Source organism: Streptomyces sp. LZ34 (assembly GCF_053890475.1).
The window spans coordinates 4,871,925-4,888,590 of the sequence record NZ_CM132680.1 but is presented as its reverse complement, the minus strand read 5'-3'; the positions used below and the strand labels follow the sequence as shown (position 1 = coordinate 4,888,590).

Annotated in this window: 16 protein-coding genes; 11 read left to right on the top strand and 5 right to left on the bottom strand. The window is 72.6% G+C overall.

What is annotated here, in order from left to right; translation table 11 throughout:
- The first annotated feature begins 35 nt into the window (after positions 1-35).
- Positions 36-1,439 carry a dipeptidase gene (locus tag ACWY4P_RS19220; protein ID WP_456211767.1) on the top strand — a complete coding sequence of 468 codons (1,404 nt, stop codon included), beginning with the start codon at positions 36-38 and terminating at the stop codon, positions 1,437-1,439.
- A gap of 49 nt (positions 1,440-1,488) precedes the next feature.
- On the top strand, positions 1,489-2,424 hold the full coding sequence (gene nudC / locus ACWY4P_RS19215; RefSeq protein WP_456211766.1) for an NAD(+) diphosphatase: 936 nt from the start codon (positions 1,489-1,491) through the stop codon (positions 2,422-2,424).
- A gap of 66 nt (positions 2,425-2,490) precedes the next feature.
- Here nudC and ACWY4P_RS19210 read toward each other — a convergent pair whose 3' ends face one another.
- On the bottom strand, positions 2,491-2,733 hold the full coding sequence (locus tag ACWY4P_RS19210; protein WP_352129752.1) for a mycoredoxin: 243 nt from the start codon (positions 2,731-2,733) through the stop codon (positions 2,491-2,493).
- Positions 2,734-2,914: 181 nt separating this feature from the next.
- Between ACWY4P_RS19210 and ACWY4P_RS19205 the strand changes: the two genes are divergently transcribed.
- From ACWY4P_RS19205 to ACWY4P_RS19190, 4 genes are all read left to right on the top strand, one after another.
- Positions 2,915-5,203: an ATP-dependent DNA helicase UvrD2 gene (locus ACWY4P_RS19205; protein WP_456211765.1), complete on the top strand. Its 2,289-nt coding sequence runs from the start codon at positions 2,915-2,917 to the stop codon at positions 5,201-5,203.
- A gap of 140 nt (positions 5,204-5,343) precedes the next feature.
- Positions 5,344-5,613: a hypothetical protein gene (locus tag ACWY4P_RS19200; protein WP_456211764.1), complete on the top strand. Its 270-nt coding sequence runs from the start codon at positions 5,344-5,346 to the stop codon at positions 5,611-5,613.
- A gap of 116 nt (positions 5,614-5,729) precedes the next feature.
- Positions 5,730-6,092, top strand: a complete 363-nt coding sequence (locus ACWY4P_RS19195) for a WhiB family transcriptional regulator (RefSeq protein WP_456211763.1) — start codon at positions 5,730-5,732, stop codon at positions 6,090-6,092.
- Entirely contained in the window at positions 6,089-6,400 is a 312-nt protein-coding gene (locus ACWY4P_RS19190) for a hypothetical protein (RefSeq protein ID WP_456211762.1), read from the top strand. The genes ACWY4P_RS19195 and ACWY4P_RS19190 overlap by 4 nt, the downstream gene beginning before the upstream one ends.
- 123 nt (positions 6,401-6,523) lie before the next feature.
- Here the strand turns inward: ACWY4P_RS19190 and ACWY4P_RS19185 are convergent, their stop codons facing one another.
- Entirely contained in the window at positions 6,524-7,870 is a 1,347-nt protein-coding gene (locus tag ACWY4P_RS19185) for an ABC1 kinase family protein (RefSeq protein WP_456211761.1), read from the bottom strand.
- Positions 7,871-7,944: 74 nt separating this feature from the next.
- Positions 7,945-9,096 carry a ThiF family adenylyltransferase gene (locus ACWY4P_RS19180; RefSeq protein ID WP_456212979.1) on the bottom strand — a complete coding sequence of 384 codons (1,152 nt, stop codon included), beginning with the start codon at positions 9,094-9,096 and terminating at the stop codon, positions 7,945-7,947.
- Between the two features lie 244 nt (positions 9,097-9,340).
- Between ACWY4P_RS19180 and ACWY4P_RS19175 the strand changes: the two genes are divergently transcribed.
- From ACWY4P_RS19175 to ACWY4P_RS19160, 4 genes are all read left to right on the top strand, one after another.
- Positions 9,341-9,958: a M48 metallopeptidase family protein gene (locus ACWY4P_RS19175; RefSeq protein WP_456211760.1), complete on the top strand. Its 618-nt coding sequence runs from the start codon at positions 9,341-9,343 to the stop codon at positions 9,956-9,958.
- Positions 9,959-10,065: 107 nt separating this feature from the next.
- Entirely contained in the window at positions 10,066-11,805 is a 1,740-nt protein-coding gene (locus tag ACWY4P_RS19170) for a TerD family protein (RefSeq protein ID WP_456211759.1), read from the top strand.
- A 10-nt stretch (positions 11,806-11,815) separates the two neighbouring features.
- Positions 11,816-12,499, top strand: a complete 684-nt coding sequence (locus ACWY4P_RS19165; RefSeq protein WP_456211758.1) for an AIM24 family protein — start codon at positions 11,816-11,818, stop codon at positions 12,497-12,499.
- 17 nt (positions 12,500-12,516) lie between these two features.
- Positions 12,517-13,275, top strand: a complete 759-nt coding sequence (locus ACWY4P_RS19160; protein ID WP_456211757.1) for an AIM24 family protein — start codon at positions 12,517-12,519, stop codon at positions 13,273-13,275.
- A gap of 64 nt (positions 13,276-13,339) precedes the next feature.
- On the opposite strand, the gene ACWY4P_RS19155 is transcribed toward ACWY4P_RS19160, so the two are convergent.
- Both ACWY4P_RS19155 and ACWY4P_RS19150 read right to left on the bottom strand, forming a co-directional pair.
- Positions 13,340-13,867 carry an NUDIX hydrolase gene (locus tag ACWY4P_RS19155; protein ID WP_456211756.1) on the bottom strand — a complete coding sequence of 176 codons (528 nt, stop codon included), beginning with the start codon at positions 13,865-13,867 and terminating at the stop codon, positions 13,340-13,342.
- Positions 13,864-15,321, bottom strand: a complete 1,458-nt coding sequence (locus ACWY4P_RS19150; protein ID WP_456211755.1) for a zinc-dependent metalloprotease — start codon at positions 15,319-15,321, stop codon at positions 13,864-13,866. Before ACWY4P_RS19150 ends, ACWY4P_RS19155 begins: the two co-directional genes overlap by 4 nt.
- A 190-nt stretch (positions 15,322-15,511) precedes the next feature.
- Here ACWY4P_RS19150 and ACWY4P_RS19145 point away from each other — a divergent pair, with 190 nt between their 5' ends.
- Positions 15,512-16,621, top strand: a complete 1,110-nt coding sequence (locus ACWY4P_RS19145; protein ID WP_353592453.1) for an SDR family oxidoreductase — start codon at positions 15,512-15,514, stop codon at positions 16,619-16,621.
- Positions 16,622-16,666: the final 45 nt, after the last annotated feature.

The following is a 16,666-nucleotide window of genomic DNA, read 5'->3' as shown; positions in this document are numbered from 1 at the left end:
CGTGGCACCCCTCCGGGCCGGATAGGCTCAAGTGCATGAGTAATACCCCGGACACGGACATCGCCGTCCGCGCCTACGTGGACGGTCATCGGGCCGCGTTCCTCGACGACCTCGCCGAGTGGCTGCGCATCCCGTCCGTGTCGGCCGACCCCGCCCGCGCCGGTGACGTCCGGCACAGCGCGGAGTGGCTGGCGGCGAGCCTGACCGCCACGGGCTTTCCGGTGGTCGAGATATGGCCGACGGCCGGGGCGCCGGCCGTCTTCGCCGAGTGGCCGTCCGGGGACCCGGACGCCCCGACCGTGCTGGTCTACGGGCACCATGACGTCCAGCCCGCCGCCCGCGAGGACGGCTGGCACACCGAGCCCTTCGAGCCGACGGTCAAGGACAGCAGGCTCTACGCGCGCGGTGCGGCCGACGACAAGGGACAGGTCTTCTTCCACACCCTGGGCGTACGGGCCCACCTCGCGGCGACCGGCCGTACCGCCCCCGCGGTCAACCTCAAGATGATCGTCGAGGGCGAGGAGGAGTCCGGCTCGCCGCACTTCGCCGAGCTGATCCGGGCGCACGCCGACCGGCTCGCCTGTGACACGGCGATCGTCTCCGACACCGGGATGTGGTCCGAGGACACCCCGACCGTCTGCACCGGCATGCGCGGGCTCGCGGACTGCCAGATCGATCTCTACGGTCCTGACCAGGACATCCACTCCGGCTCCTTCGGCGGCGCGGTCCCGAACCCGGCGGCCGAGGCCGCCCGGCTGGCCGCCGCCCTGCATGACGCGGACCGCCGCGTGGCGATCCCCGGCTTCTACGACGGGGTCGTGGAGCTGACTGACCGCGAGCGCGAGCTGTTCGCCGAGCTGCCCTTCGACGAGGGCGCCTGGCTGCGCTCCGCGCATTCGCACGCCACCCTCGGCGAGGCGGGCCACACCACCCTGGAGCGGATCTGGGCCCGTCCGACCGCGGAGGTCAACGGGATCGGCGGGGGCTACCAGGGGCCGGGCGGCAAGACGATCGTGCCGTCGTACGCCCAGCTGAAGCTGTCCTTCCGGCTGGTGGCGGGCCAGGACGCGGACAAGCTCGAGCCGGCGGTGCGGGAGTGGGTCGCGGCCCGGCTCCCGGCCGGTATCCGCCATGACATCAGCTTCGGGAACGCGACCCGCCCCTGTCTGACCCCCCTCGACCACCCCGCGCTCCAGTCGCTGGCGCGGGCCATGGGGCGGGCCTTCGGCACGAAGATCCGCTTCACCCGGGAGGGCGGCTCGGGCCCGGCCGCCGATCTGCAGGACGTGCTCGGCGCGCCGGTGCTCTTCCTGGGCATCTCGGTGCCCTCCGACGGCTGGCACGCGCCGAACGAGAAGGTCGAGCTCGACCTGCTCCTGAAGGGCGCCGAGACGGCCGCCTACCTATGGGGTGAACTCGCGGAAAACCGACCCGTATAGCGCGCATGTACGTAAAGCACCCGTTTCTCAGGGGGAGTTGGAAGCAGCCGTGAGCACCTGGACCGATCGCACCGTCGCCCAACCGATCACGCTCAGCGGCGCGAGCGGCATCGACCGTGCCGCGCACCACCGCCTGGACGAGGCGTGGCTGGCCGCGGCGTGGAGCCACCCGACGACGCGGGTCTTCGTGGTCTCCGGCGGCCAGGCGCTGGTCGACGACGCGCCGGACGGGCGCACCGAACTCGTCATGACCCCGTCCTTCGAGGCCCCGCCCACCGAGAACCACCGCTACTTCCTGGGCACCGACGAGGACGGGGTGCGCTACTTCGCGCTGCAGAAGGACGCGCTGCCGGGCCGGATGGACCAGTCGGCGCGCCCCGCAGGGCTGCGGGAGGCGGGCGCGCTGCTGTCGGCGCGGGACGCCGGGCTGCTGGTGCACGCGGTGGCGCTGGAGAACTGGCAGCGGCTGCACCGCTTCTGCTCACGCTGCGGCGAGCGCACGGTGATCGCGGCGGCGGGGCACATCCGCCGCTGCCCGGCCTGCGGGGCCGAGCACTACCCGCGGACCGACCCGGCCGTGATCATGCTGGTGACCGACGATCAGGACCGGGCGCTGCTGGGCCGCCAGATGCACTGGCCCGAGGGGCGTTTCTCGACGCTCGCGGGCTTTGTCGAGCCGGGCGAGTCGATCGAGCAGGCCGTGGTCCGCGAGGTGGCGGAGGAGGCGGGCGTCACGGTCGGCGAGGTCGAGTATGTGGCCAGCCAGCCGTGGCCGTTCCCCTCCAGCCTGATGCTGGGCTTCATGGCGCGCGCGACCTCCTCCCGGATCCAGGTGGACGGGGAGGAGATCCACGAGGCGCGCTGGTTCTCGCGGGACGACCTGCGGGCCGCGTTCAAGTCCGGGGAGGTGCTTCCTCCCTCGGGGATCTCGATCGCGGCCCGTCTGATTGAGCTCTGGTACGGGGAGCCGTTGCCCCGGGCCTGAGTCCAGGGGCGGCCCGGGGCCCGTATGGGGGCTGGGCCCCGGTGAGGGCTGCGTCCTGGTGGGGGCTCAGGCCCCGACCTTCGCCTTGACCTGGGCGAGGGAGGGGTTGGTGAGGGTCGAACCGTCAGCGAAGAGCACGGTCGGCACGGTCTGGTTACCGCCGTTCGCCTTCTCGACGAAGGCTGCCGACTCCGGGTCCTGCTCGATGTTGACCTCGGTGTACGCGATTCCCTCGCGGTCCATCTGGCTCTTCAGCCGGCGGCAGTAGCCGCACCAGGTGGTGCTGTACATCGTCACAGTGCCGGACATCGGTCTTACTCTCCTTGAGGCTCGGCGAGATGGCAGTGGTGGAACGTCCGGCCGGCCCGCGACATTCCCTCGCCGCCGTGCGACGGAGCACACCCCGTCCGACAAGCGGATGAGATGACGGGACGGGCACGGCTGTGGACAACCGTCCCGGCGGTCTCAGCGGACCTGGCAGCATGGCGGGGTGACAGCAGCAACGCCCTCCCCTCTCTTCCCGCGGGTCTCCACGTCGGCCGAGTACGCGGCGGTTCCGCGCGACGCCGACGCGGTGCTCGAAGGGCTCGACCCGGAGCAGCGCGAGGTGGCCGCGGCCCTGCACGGCCCGGTGTGTGTGCTGGCCGGCGCCGGGACCGGCAAGACCCGTGCCATCACCCACCGGATCGCCTATGGGGTGCGCGCGGGCGTCTTCCAGCCCGCGAGTGTGCTCGCCGTCACCTTCACCAACCGCGCGGCGGGGGAGATGCGCGGGCGGCTGCGGCAGCTGGGCGCGGGCGGGGTGCAGGCGCGCACCTTCCACTCGGCCGCGCTGCGCCAGCTTCAGTACTTCTGGCCCAAGGCGGTGGGCGGCGAGGTGCCGCGCCTGGCCGAGCGCAAGGTGCAGCTGGTCGCGGAGGCCGCGGCGCGCTGCCGGGTTCGGCTGGACCGCAATGAGCTGCGGGATGTGACGGGGGAGATCGAGTGGTCGAAGGTCACCCAGACCGTGCCCGAGGACTATCCGGCCGTGGCCGCCAAGTCCGGCCGGGAGGCCCCGCGCGACGCCGCCGAGATCGCCCGGATCTACGCCATGTACGAGCAGCTCAAGCGCGACCGCGGCGTGATCGACTTCGAGGATGTGCTGCTGCTGACGGTCGGGGTGCTCGAGGAGCGGCATGACATCGCCGACCAGGTGCGTCGGCAGTACCAGCACTTCGTGGTCGACGAGTACCAGGACGTCAGCCCGCTCCAGCAGCGGCTGCTCGAGCTGTGGCTCGGCGACCGGGAGAGCCTGTGCGTGGTCGGTGACGCCAGCCAGACCATTTACTCCTTCACCGGTGCCACCCCCGACCACCTGTTGAACTTCCGCACCCGGCACCCGGGTGCGACGGTCGTCAAGCTGGTGCGCGACTACCGCTCCACCCCCCAGGTCGTCCACCTGGCCAACGGGGTGCTGGCCCAGGCCCGGGGCCGGGCGGCCGAGCATCGTCTGGAGCTGGTCTCGCAGCGCGAGCCGGGGCCCGACCCGGTCTATACGGCATACGCGGACGAGCCGGCCGAGGCCGAGGGGGTGGCCCGCCGGATCCGCGAGCTGATCACCCCTGTGGAGCAGGGCGGCGGCGGGGTCCCGGCGAGCGAGGTCGCGATCCTCTACCGGGTCAACGCACAGTCGGAGGTCTACGAGCAGGCGCTGGCCGATGCCCAGGTGCCCTACCAGCTGCGCGGCGCCGAGCGGTTCTTTGAGCGCCCCGAGGTCCGCGAGGCCGGGCTGCTGCTGCGCGGCGCGGCCCGCGCGGGAAACGCCGACCCCGCGCTGACGGATGCGGATGTCCCCTCCCAGGTGCGGGCCGTGCTCGGCACCCGCGGCTGGACGCCGGAGCCCCCGGCAGGGTCGGGCGCGGTGCGGGACCGCTGGGAGTCCCTGGCGGCGTTGGTGCGGCTCGCCGAGCAGTTCTGCGCGAGCCACCTGGCGGCGGGCCGGCAGGTCACCCTGGCCGACCTGGTGGCGGAGCTCGACGAGCGGGCGGCGGCCCAGCACGCCCCGACCGTCGAAGGTGTGACGCTCGCCTCACTGCACGCCGCCAAGGGCCTGGAGTGGGACGCGGTCTTCCTGGTCGGGCTCACCGAGGGCATGGTGCCCATCACCTATGCCAAGACCGACCCACAGGTGGAGGAGGAGCGCCGACTGCTCTATGTGGGGGTCACCCGCGCCCGCCGCCATCTGACCCTCTCCTGGGCTCTCTCGCGCTCTCCCGGAGGCCGTGCGAACCGCCGCCCCAGCCGTTTTCTGAACGGGCTGCGTCCGGGCTCCGCGGCCGCCGCCCCCCGCACGCCGGGCGGGGGCGGCGGCATCGAGCGTGGCGGCGGAGCAATCGCCCCGGTCCGCAAGCGGCGCGGGCCGGTCCACTGCCGGGTGTGCGGCAGGACGCTGACGGACGCGGGCGAGATGAAGCTGAGGCGCTGTGAGGACTGCCCGTCGGAGCTGGACGAGGCGCTGTACGAGCGGCTGCGGGAGTGGCGGGCCGAGCAGGCCGGGCAGCTGGGCCAGCCCGCCTACTGCGTCTTCACCGACAAGACGCTGCTGGCGATCGCCGAGGCCGTGCCGGGAACCGAAGCGGAGCTGACGGGCATCCCTGGAGTGGGGAGGCGGAAGCTCGACAAGTTCGGCGCCGACGTCCTCGCGCTCTGCTCCGGGCGGGAACTCACCCGGGCGGAGGGTGTCGACGGGACCGGTGGAAGCGGTTCCGAAGATGCCGCGCAAAACTCGACGGAAAAATAGTTTGCGCGCGCGGAGCGCATACCCATAGCCTTCCGAACACGGAGTCAGCGGCCCTTCCGGGATCCGAGGAATCCGTGTTCTACTGAACAAGCCGGACCGGTTTCGAGCGGTCCCTGAGACGCCGAGAGGAGGCGAGCCCAATGATCAGCTTCATGAACACCATCAAAATGACCGATCGTTCGGTCCTCGCCACCTGCCTGCTCGGCTTCGAGCTGCCTGGCACCGGTGTGTCCGCCGGCGCCAATGAGGCGCGTCTCAGCGAGCGACCGATGCAGGCACCTGCGGTAGCAGCAACCGCGCGGGCAATCGCCTATGCGTTTGCGGCCAATGGTGCCGGATCCCGGACGACGCAGCAGCACCACGAGAAGTGGGCCCTCCGCGGGCTCGGACCCTGGAGTTATCCAGCCTGATCCACGATCAGGTCGGCACCTTCCAGGGCCGCGGAACCCACACCGGGATCCGCGGCCCTTTTGATTTGTCAGCGCCCGGCCACCAGCCGGACCGAAAAGACGAGGAACTGACGACCGTGCAACTCAAGGCACACACGCCGTCCGTAGCAACCGACCTGATCCCCCCGCCTGACCCCTCGGAGGACCCCTTGACGCCGCTCACCGCCCTCACCGAGTTGGATGAGGCCATCGAGAACCTCGGTGTCGCCGTCGCGTGCCGCTCCTACGACCCGGAGGTCTTCTTCGCCGAGTCGCCGGCCGACGTCGAGTACGCCAAGTCGCTCTGCCAGACCTGTCCGCTGCGGGAGGCCTGCCTCGCCGGGGCCAAGGACCGCCGTGAGCCCTGGGGCGTGTGGGGTGGCGAGCTCTTCGTCCAGGGCGTCGTCGTCGCCCGGAAGCGGCCGCGTGGTCGCCCGCGCAAGAACCCGGTCGTGGCATGAACACCACCGGAACGATCGATCGCCCAGCGACGCACGACCCGATGAAACAGGTCCCGACGATGACCCCGTCCGTCTCCGACACCCCAGCCCGTGACACCTCAGGTGCGACCGAGTCGCGCCAGAACAGGACCCGTGAAATGCAACTCATCCCAGAAGCCCTGGCCCGTGCGCATATGCAGGAACGACTGCAAGAGGCCGAGTCTCAACGCAGCGCCATCCGGCTGGCCGCCGCCCGGCGGATGCAGCGCCGCGCGGAGCGGGCCTCGCTCCGCGCCCGCCGCGCTCTGGCCATGGCCGTCATGCAGTAGGCGGCAACAGGGCAGTAAGCGGCAACGCAAGCAGCAACACAAGCAGCAACAGTGGGGGACAGCCGCAACAACAGGGGGACGCCGGGGGCCGGTCCGATCGGACCGGCCCCTTCGGCTGCCCGCTCACTCATCCAGCTCGGCGAAGCCGGGCACCCAGTCCTCGAGCTCGCTCCGCAGCCGCACGTCCGCGCCCAGCTGGCACAGCACCCCTATCGTGCTCAGGCAGACCCGGTGTATCAGCAGATAGGCGGGGGGCAGATTGAGCTGGTTGCCCAGTTCGTAGACCGGCGAGCGGCGATCCGCCACCCGCGCCGCCTGGCGGCGCAGCCACTGCCGGTCGAAGGTGAACTGGTCCACCTGGGCCGGCTCCAGCATCGGCAGCAGGAAGTCCAGCAGCGCGTCCGGGTCGAGCTCGATGGTCGGCTTGACGAACCCCTCGCCGCGCATCAGCTCGTAGACCCCCTGGGCGTCGCCGTCCAGCGCCATCCGCAGCGCGATGCCGATCGGCTCGGGAAGCCCCTCCGGGAGCCGGTCCATCGAGCCGAAGTCCAAGACCCCCAGCTTCCACTTCTCCGGCGGTCCCTCCGGGGCGTCACCGGTCAGCAGCCGGAAGTTGCCCGGGTGCGGGTCGGCGTGGAGCAGCCCGGTGCGGGAGGCGCCCGAGAACAGGAAGCGCGCGAGCAGCTGTCCGGCCCGGTCCCGCTCCTCGGGCGCGCCGTCGGCTATCACCTCGGAGAGCGGTGTCCCCTCCATCCATTCGGTGATCAGCACCTGATCGCTCTGGTGCACCACCTGCGGGACCACCACATCTGGATCGTCGGCGTACTCCTCCGCATGGATGCGCTGGGCCTCGGCCTCCAGTTCGTAGTCCAGCTCCTCCGACACCCGGTCGCGCAGCTCGGCGATGAGCGGTTTGATGTCCAGGCCCGGCACCAGCGGCCCCAATACTCGGGCAAACCGGCTCAATTGGTTCAGGTCGGAGAGTAGTGCCGCGCCCGCGCCCGGGTACTGCACCTTGACCGCGACCGTGCGCCCGTCGTGCCACACCGCCCGGTGCACCTGCCCGATCGAGGCGGCCGCCGCGGGCTTGTCGTCGAACTCGGCGAACAGCTCGCGCCACTCCGACCCCAGCCGCTGCTCCAGCGCCGTGTGCACCGTGCGGGTGGGCATGGGCGGCGCCGCTTCCTGGAGCTTGGTCAGCGCCGCCCGGTAAGGCCTGGCGATCTCCTCCGGCAGCGCCGACTCAAAGACCGACATCGCCTGGCCGAGCTTCATCGCGCCGCCCTTGAGCTCCCCGAGCACCTTGAACATCTGCTCGGCCGTGCGCTGTTGCACTTCGCGCGCGACGATCTCCGCCGGTCGTCCCCCTATCCGCTTTCCGAGCCCCCAGGTGGCGCGCCCGGCGAATCCCAAGGGCAGCGTCGCCAGTTTGGCGGTACGGGTGATCGCCTTGCGCGGCAGATCGGACATGCGCCCCTCCAACTACAGCTGAGCCATTCCCGGGGTGGCCCCCGGACCCCCGTCGCCCACTTGGCGGACGTCGGTCACCCGGACATTGTCGCGTGCGGTGCTTCGACAACCGAGGCATATACCGCATCAGTCCGTCCGACCGCACCACAGCGGCACTCCGCATGCGGCTCGATCCGCCGCGTGTCCCAGGTGAGAGTCGGCAGCGCCGCCTCCAGCCGGGCTCCGGCGCTGGCCGGCAGCCGCCCGTCCAAAAACCCCAGCGCATGCACGGCAGTGACCCCTGCGACCACCGTGGCCAAGGCGGTGTCGCAGGCCCACGAGGGCCTGCGGCGGCCGGACCGCCACTGCGCGAGCATCCTCGGCCAGGTCGGCTCCCGCTCGGTGCGCCCCACGGCAGCGCACCCGGCGCAGGGCGTGATCCCCGGCAGCACCAGCGGCCCCACCACCCCCGTCGCCTCCAGGACTCCCGCATACAGATGAGGCGTCCCCGACGCCAGCAGCGGCTCGGCCTCCGCCGGATCCGGTGCGTAGGCCGCGAGCCCGTCGCGCGGGGCGATCACCACAAGGGTCAGCCCCGGCTCGCCGGAGCCCGCCGGTCCCGGCGCCGGTCCCGCCGGCCGGCGCGGCCGCGGTCCCGGCGCCGTCTGCCGGACCAGGCCGCGCGCGGCCGCGTCCCGCCGCTCCCCGATCCGCTCGGCCGGCAGCCCGCCGGGCGTCACATCCCACGGCTCGACACAGCCGCCGTCCACCACATCGACCTGCCCGACCCCTGAGGCCGACAGCAGCGCCGCCACGGCCGCTCCGACCCGGCCCGCGCCCCTCACTTGCACGCGCATCGCGGCCCGCGCCGCCAGCAGCCGCGCCGCGGCCCCCGGCTCGGGACACAGCACCGACAGCGCCGCCAGATCGGGCCGCAGCCGGTCGAGCGCCGCGCCATGGCGCCAGGCCGCGGCCGCCCGCTCACCGCCCTCCACCGGATCGTCGAGCAGCCCCGCCGCCGTCAGCCGCTCCACCAGCGCGTCGGCCTGCCCCTCCGGCAATCCCAACGCCCTGGCCTCCTGCCGGAGCAGCGGCAGCCCGCGCGTCCCGTCCAGCAGCTCCAGAAAGCTGCCCGTCGCCGTGTCCACCGGCCCCAGCACCACCGCATGGGCCCGGGCCACCCCGAACTGCACGGTGTCCCGGCTCCGCCAGCCGCGCCGCAGCGCGGGCTTGAGCATCGGATGCATCGCCGCCCCCGTCGTCGCCGCCCCCGTCCTTGTCATCGCCGTCCTCGTCATTGCCGCCCCCGTCATGGATCCCCCTCGTCGCCGCCGAACTGACCCCAGCATGCGCGGACCTGCCGCGCCGCCGCCGAAAGTTATCCACAGCCGCAGGCGATAGTCGTACAAGCGGTGACCACCGTGGAGTGGTTCGCCCCGCAACCCGGTGCGCGGCGGGACTTCCCCGGCTGCCAGCGGGTAACGTCAAGGGGTGTCTGCCGACCGTTCCCCCCGCTTCGCCGGGGAGACCCCATCGCACAGCGCCGCCAGAACCTCACGCAGCGCCCAGGGCCCGCAGAGCCGGGGCCCGGGCGCGGTCGAGGTCCGCCGGAGCACACGGCGGCGCAGAACGGTCTCGGCCTACCGCGAGGGGGACCGCACCGTCGTCCTGATCCCCGCCCGCATGTCCGAGGCGGAGGAGCAGCGCTGGGTGAGGGTCATGCTCGACAAGCTCGCCGCGCAGGAGAGCAAGCGGATGCTCGGCGACGCGGAGCTCGCGGCCCGCGCCGAGTGGCTGTCCGAGCAGTACCTGGGCGGGCGGGCCCGCCCCGCCAGCGTCCGCTGGGTCACCAACCAGAACACCCGCTGGGGGTCGTGCACCCCGTCCGAGGGCAGCATCCGCCTCTCGCACCGCCTACAGGGCATGCCGGAGTACGTGGTGGACTATGTCCTCGTCCACGAACTCGCCCATCTGCTGGTGCCCGGCCACGGCCAGCGCTTCTGGCGGCTGCTGGAGTCGTATCCGCGGACCGAGCGGGCGCGCGGGTACCTGGAGGGCGTGGTGGCCGCCGGAAGGCTGCCGCACCTCCCCGCGACCCCGCCGGAGTAGTCACCGGAACCACACCTCCCTCCCCGGCGTCGCTCCTTCTCAGCGGCAGCGGTTAGCCTGGCGCGCAATGCATTCTCCGCTATCGGGATGGGGGACGGTCGTTACGTATGGCCAGGGAATTCCAACGCGGCCACAAGGCCAAGCTCAGTGATCTGACGGCGGGGAGGGACCTGTACGTCGGCGTGCAGATCGCCGGGCCCGGTCTGACCTTCGACATCAGCTGCTTCGGCCTCGACGCGGACGAGCGGCTCTCCGACGACCGCTACTTCATCTTCTTCAACCAGCCCAAGTCTCCCGAGGAATCGATCCAGCAGCTCGGGCCGCAGGCCGGAGACGCCGAGTCGTTCCGCGTCACCCTCGACGGCATCCCGTCCCATATCCACAAGCTCGCCTTCACCGCCACCATCGACGGCGCGGGCCAGATGTCCCAGGTCGGCCCCGGCTACATCCGGGTCGTCGCGGGCGGCGAGGAAGTCGTCCGGTACTCCTTCACCGGGGCGGAGTTCAGCACCGAGCGCGCCGTGATGCTGGGCGACTTCTACCTCAAGGACGTGTGGCGGTTCGCCGCGGTCGGCCAGGGCTTCGACGGCGGCCTCGACGCGCTGCTCCAGAACTTCGGCGGCGAGGTCGCGGAGGAGGAGCCCGCCCCCGCCCCGGCCCAGGGCGCGACGCCCGGCTTCGCGCCGCCCGGCCAGGCCGCCCCCGCCCCGGGCTTCGCGCCCCCGGCGGGCGCGACTCCCGCCGCGCCGCCGCCGCAGCCCGCCCCGGACTTCGGCCCGCCGCAGCCCGCGCCGCAGGCCCCGCAGCCCGCGCCCGCGCAGGGCTTCGCGCCGCCGCCCGGCGGCACGCCCCCTCCGCCGGCCCCTGTCGCGCCGCAGGTGCACGCGGCGCCGACCATCGCCGCGCCGATCGCACCTCCCGGCCAGGTGCCGCCGCCCGGCCAGGTGCCGCCCCCGGGGCAGCCCGGCCAGTTCCCCGGCCAGCAGCCGCAGTTCGGCCAGACCCCGGGCCAGGCGCCCCCCGCCCCGGCCCCGTACGGTCAGCCGGGCCAGCCCGCCCCGTACCCCGGCGGCCAGCCGGGCCAGGCGCCGGCGAGCCCGTACGGTCAGCCCGGTCAGCCCGCCCCGTACCCTGGCGCCCAGCCGGGCCAGCCCGGTCCGTACGGCCAGCCGCAGGGCGCCGCCGCCCCCGGTGTCCAGGCCGCGCTCGCCAAGTACCGCGAGGCGCCCACCGGCCAGCGCTGGACGCCGCAGAACCCCCGGCTCATCCGGGCCGACCTGGGCGTCGGCGGCCAGCCGATCCTCGCCCGCCAGGGCTCGATGGTGCTCTACCAGGGCAAGGTCGACTTCAGCTACAAGGGCGCCGGTTTCCGCGGCCGGATCGTGGGCAACGCGACCGGCCAGGAGATGCAGCTGATGCGCTGCTCCGGCCAGGGCCAGGTCTTCCTCGCCGAGAACGCCGCCGAACTTCACCCGATCGAGCTACAGGGCGACGCGATCTGTGTGTCCGCCGAGAGCGTGCTCGCCTTCGACGAGGGGCTGCACCACGAGGTGCGCCGGATCGAGGGCCACGGGATCCCCGGCGGCGCGCTGTTCACCATGCAGTTCCAGGGCACCGGGACCGTCATCGTGAAGACCCTGGGCACGCCCGTCGTGCTGCCGGTCACCCCCACGACCTTCGCTGACGCCAACTCCATCGTCGCCTGGTCCGCCGCCTCACAGGTGATCATCTCCAGCCAGGTGCGGCTGCGCCGCAACGCCTACCCCGGTCACAGCGGGGAGACCGTGAACCTCCAGTTCCGCGGTGCGCCCGGCAACTTCATCGTCGTCCAGCCCTACGAGGTCTAAAGGGACCGCCATGGACCAGCAACTGATCTCCGGTTACGCCCCGGCCCCGGTCTCCGCCCGTATGGAGAACCACGGCAGCAGCATGCTCAAGGTCGCCATGCAGAGCGGCCAGGACCTCTTCGCCCGCACCGGCTCGATGGTCGCGTACGAGGGCTTCGTCCAGTACGAGCCCAACCCGCCCGCGGTGCGCCAGATGGCCTCCCAGTGGCTCACCGGCGAGGGCGCCCCGCTCATGAGGTGCAGCGGCGACGGCCTGCTCTACCTCGCCGACTACGGCGCGGACGTCGTATGCGTCAACCTCAACGGCGACTCGCTGTCGGTCAACGGGACCAATCTGCTCGCCTTCGACGCCCACCTCCAGTGGGGCGTCGAGCGGGTCAAGGGCATCGCCAAGTTCGCCGGGCAGGGCCTCTTCAACGTGGGCGTCTCCGGCACCGGCTGGGTCGCCCTGACCTCCCGGGGCACCCCCATCGTCGTCGACTGCGGCCGCGGCGAGGACGAGACCTATGTGGACCCGGACGCGCTCGTCGCCTGGTCCACCAACCTCAAGGTGAAGGGGAAGCGCAGTTTCAAGGCGTCGTCCCTGATCGGCCGAGGCAGCGGCGAGGCATACCAGCTCGGCTTCTCCGGGCAGGGCTTCGTCGTCGTCCAGCCCAGCGAGGACAGCACTGACCGGCTCCGGGCGCGGGGCTGAGGGGAAGCGAAGACATCATGCAGAGCCCGCTTTTCGGCTTCACCGAGACCCAGACCCAGGACCGCTACGCGCTCCAGAACCCGCAGCTGCTGCGGGTCGCCCTCGAGGGCCACCAGGACGTGCTGGCCCGCAAGGGCACCATGGTCGCCTACCAGGGGCTGATCGAGTTCGACGGCGAGTACCAGACGCAGGGGCAGCAGCGCGCCCGGGCCCGTACCGGGGAGGCGCTGGACCTGATGCGCTGCTCCGGCCAGGGCACGGTCTACCTGGCCAACCTCGCCCAGCACGTGCACGTCGTGGACGTGGACCACGAGGGGCTGACCGTCGACAGCGCCTATGTGCTCGCGCTCGACTCCACCCTGCACTGGGAGTCCATCGCGGTGGACAGCCAGTACGGCATCTCCGGCTCGGGGAAGTACAACCTCAACATCTCCGGCCAGGGCAAGGTGGCCCTGATGACCTCGGGCCAGCCACTCATGCTTCAGATCACCCCCGACAAGTACGTCAACGTGGACGCGGACGCCATCGTCGCCTGGTCCACCTCGCTGCGGGTCCAGATGCAGGCGCAGACGCACTCCAGCGGAGTGTGGCGGCGCCGCGGCAACACGGGGGAGGGCTGGGAGCTCAGCTTCCTCGGCCAGGGCTATGCGCTGGTGCAGCCCAGCGAGCTGCTGCCGCCGCAGAACGCGGTGATCGGCGGTGGGGCGGCCGCTCAGTTCGGCATGGGCCAGCAGGGCGCCCGCGGGCAGAACCAGGGCAACATCTTCAGCAACTGACGGCAGCTGACGCCCCGGGTACGGCGGGCCGCTGTACCCGGGCCGCCGTACCCGCGCGCCTCCCTCACATCAGCGCGCGGGTACGGGTCAGCAGGCGGCGCACCGACTCGTCGGCCACGCCCGCCACCTCGTCATAGCCGAACCAGCGCAGGTCCAGCGACTCCTCGCTGATCGCCGCCACCGCGGCCCGCGGGGCCAGCGCCGCGTACTGCACATCCAGGTGCCAGGCGCACGGCGTCAGATGGCGGTCGAGATTCACCGGGCCGGCCGGCAGCAGCGTCAGCCCCTCGATGCCCGACTCCTCGGTGGCCTCGCGCAGCGCCGCGTCCGCCAAGCTGGCGTCCTCGGGCTCGCAGTGGCCGCCCATCTGGAGCCACATCTTCAGCTTGCGGTGGAGCGTCAGCAGGACGCGCCCCCGGGACGGGTCGATCACCAGCGCGCTGGCGGTGATGTGCCCGTCCTGGCACGCCTTCCACATCCCGTCCGGATACGCGGCCAGGTGGTCGCCGTAGTCCAGCCGCAGGCGCTCCTGCGCGTCGTCCGGCGCGGGCCAGTCGCGCAGCACCCGTGCCGCGTCTTCGTACAGGCTCACCGGCCGCTGTCGCCCTTCCCGCCGGTGCCGCCGTCTTCCCCGCCGTCCTTGCCGTTGTTTCCGTCTGCGCCGTCCTTGGCGTCCTTGCTGTCCTTCTCGCCCCCCGCGGCCTCGCCGAGCATCTTGTCCAGCTCGGAGAAGTCCAGCTGCTCGCGGTGGACGAAGCCGTCCGGGTCGTCCAGGTCCTCGGCCGTCGGCAGCATGTCGGGGTGGGCCCACAGCCCGTCGCGCCCGTCCAGGCCGCGGGCGTCGGTCAGCGAGGCCCACAGCCGCGAGGCGTCGCGCAGGCGCCGCGGCCGCAGCTCCAGGCCGATCAGCGTGGCGAAGGTCTGCTCGGCGGGGCCGCCGCTCGCCCGGCGGCGGCGCAGCGTCTCACGCAGGGCGTCGGCCGACGGCAGATGGGGCGCCGCGGCGGCGTGCACCACCGCGTCCACCCAGCCCTCGACGAGCGCCAGAGCGGTCTCCAGGCGCGCCAGGGCGGCCTTCTGGGCCGGGGTGTCCTCCGGCTGGAACATGCCCTGCTGCAGGGCCTCCTGCAACTGCTCGGGGTGGGTCGGGTCGAGCTGGCCGACCGCGTCCTCCAGCTTCGCGGTGTCGACCTTGATCCCCCGGGCATACCCCTCGACCGCGCCGAACAGATGCGAGCGCAGCCACGGCACATGCGAGAACAGCCGCTGGTGGGCGGCCTCGCGCAGCGCCAGGTACAGCCGGACCTCCTCCTCGGGGACGCCGAGCCCGGAGCCGAACGCCGCGATGTTGACCGGGAGCAGCGCGGCCTTGCCCGCGGGCCCCAGCGGCAGCCCGATGTCCGTGGAGCCGACGACCTCGCCGGCCAGCACGCCCACCGCCTGCCCGATCTGGGTGCCGAACATCGCACCGCCCATGGAGCGCATCATCCCGAGCAGCGGACCGGCCATGGCCTGCATCTCCTCGGGGAGCACATCGCCCATGGCCGCGCCGACCCGCTCGGCGACCGGGTCCACCAGGTCCTTCCACACCGGCAGGGTGGCCTCGACCCACTCGGCGCGGCTCCAGGCCACCGCGGTGCCCGCGCCCGAGGGCAGCGAGGTGACGCCGTCCAACCACAGGTCGGCGAGGCGCAGGGCCTCCTGGACCGCCGCGCGCTCGGTCGGGCCGACGCTCGCGTCCTTGGTGCCGTCCGCGGTGCCCTGCGCGACCGTCTGCCGCGCGATGTCCTTGGCCATGTCCCAGTTCACCGGGCCGCCCTCGTACGAGAGCATCTGGCCCAGCTGTTGGAAGGCCGCGCCCAGGTCGCCCGGGTTCAGCGACCCGAACATCGCGGCGAACGGGTTCTCCCCGCCGCCACCGCCCGCGCCGAAGCCGAACGGATTCGCGGGGCCCTGACTGCCGCCGTGGCCGCCCTTCTGCTTGCCGTCGTCGCCGTCCTCCGGCTCCTCCGGCGGGACGCCGAATCCGAATGGGGTGTCACTCACGGGTTCCCTCGGCTCGTAGGGCCGCCGGCCGGGCCGGCGGCGAATGCCCTTGCATCACCACCCAGCCTAGACACCTCGCCGGTTTGCGGGCTCAGTGCTTCGCTGATAGCGGGCCTGCGGCAGGATGGACGTCACCTGGTACGTATGCGTCAGTGCGCTGCGTACTGAAGACAACCGCTGGAGACGCCCGGTGAGTTCCCCAGACCGAGAAGTTCGCGCAGCGCGAAACGATCCGCCGCGCACCGCACGACGCCCTGTCGTCGCGGTCACCGGCGCCGCGTCGGGCGCCGGAGCCCTGCTCACGCAGCGGCTCGCCGAATCCGACGAGACCAAGCACGTCCTGGCCATCGACGAGCGCCGCGGCGACGTGACCGAGGCGCAGTGGCACGTCCTGGACGTGCGCGACCCGGCCATCGCCGACAAACTGCGGGGCGCCGACGTGGTCGTCCACCTCGCCGTCGACCTCGACCTGGGCACCGACCCGGCCGCCCGTACGGCCTACAACGTGCGCGGCACCCAGACCGTCCTGACCGCCGCCGCGGCCGCCGGGGTGCGCCGCGTGGTGCTGTGCACCTCCGCGATGGTCTACGGGGCGCTGCCCGACAACGACGTGCCGCTCGCCGAGGACGCGGAGCTGCGCGCCACGGCGGAGGCCACCGGCGTCGGGGACCTGCTGGAGATCGAGCGGCTCGCCCAGCGGGCGCCGAGGGCCCACCCCGGCCTGAACGTCACCGTCGTACGCCCCGCCATCCTGGTCGGCGGCACGGACACCGCGCTCACCCGCTACTTCGAGTCGCCGCGCCTCCTGGTGGTGGCCGGCTCCCGGCCCACCTGGCAGTTCTGCCATGTCGAGGACCTGGTCGGCGCGCTTGAGTACGCCGCCCTGGAGAAGGTCGAGGGCGAGCTGGCGGTCGGCTGCGACGGGTGGCTGGAGCAGGAGGAGGTCGAGGAGCTGTCCGGCATCCGGCGCATGGAGCTGCCCTCGGCGGTCGCCCTGGGCGCGGCCTCCCGGCTGCACCGGTTGGGCCTGACCCCGTCCCCGGCGGGCGACCTGGCGTACACCATGCACCCCTGGGCGGTCAGCGGCAGCAGGCTGCACGAGGCGGGCTGGCGGCCGCGCTGGACGAACGAGGAGGTCCTCGCCGAGCTGCTGGAGGAGGTCTCCGGTCGCCACACGGTCGCCGGGCGGCGGCTCGGCCGCAAGGACGCCACGACGCTGGGTGCCGCGGGCGCGACGGTGGCCCTGGTGGGCACCGCGGCGATCGTCCGCCGCGCCCGTAAGGCGCGCCGTAGGGCCTGAGCGGAAACGGTGTTCCGCGATCCGGCATTCCACGGAGTGAGCGCC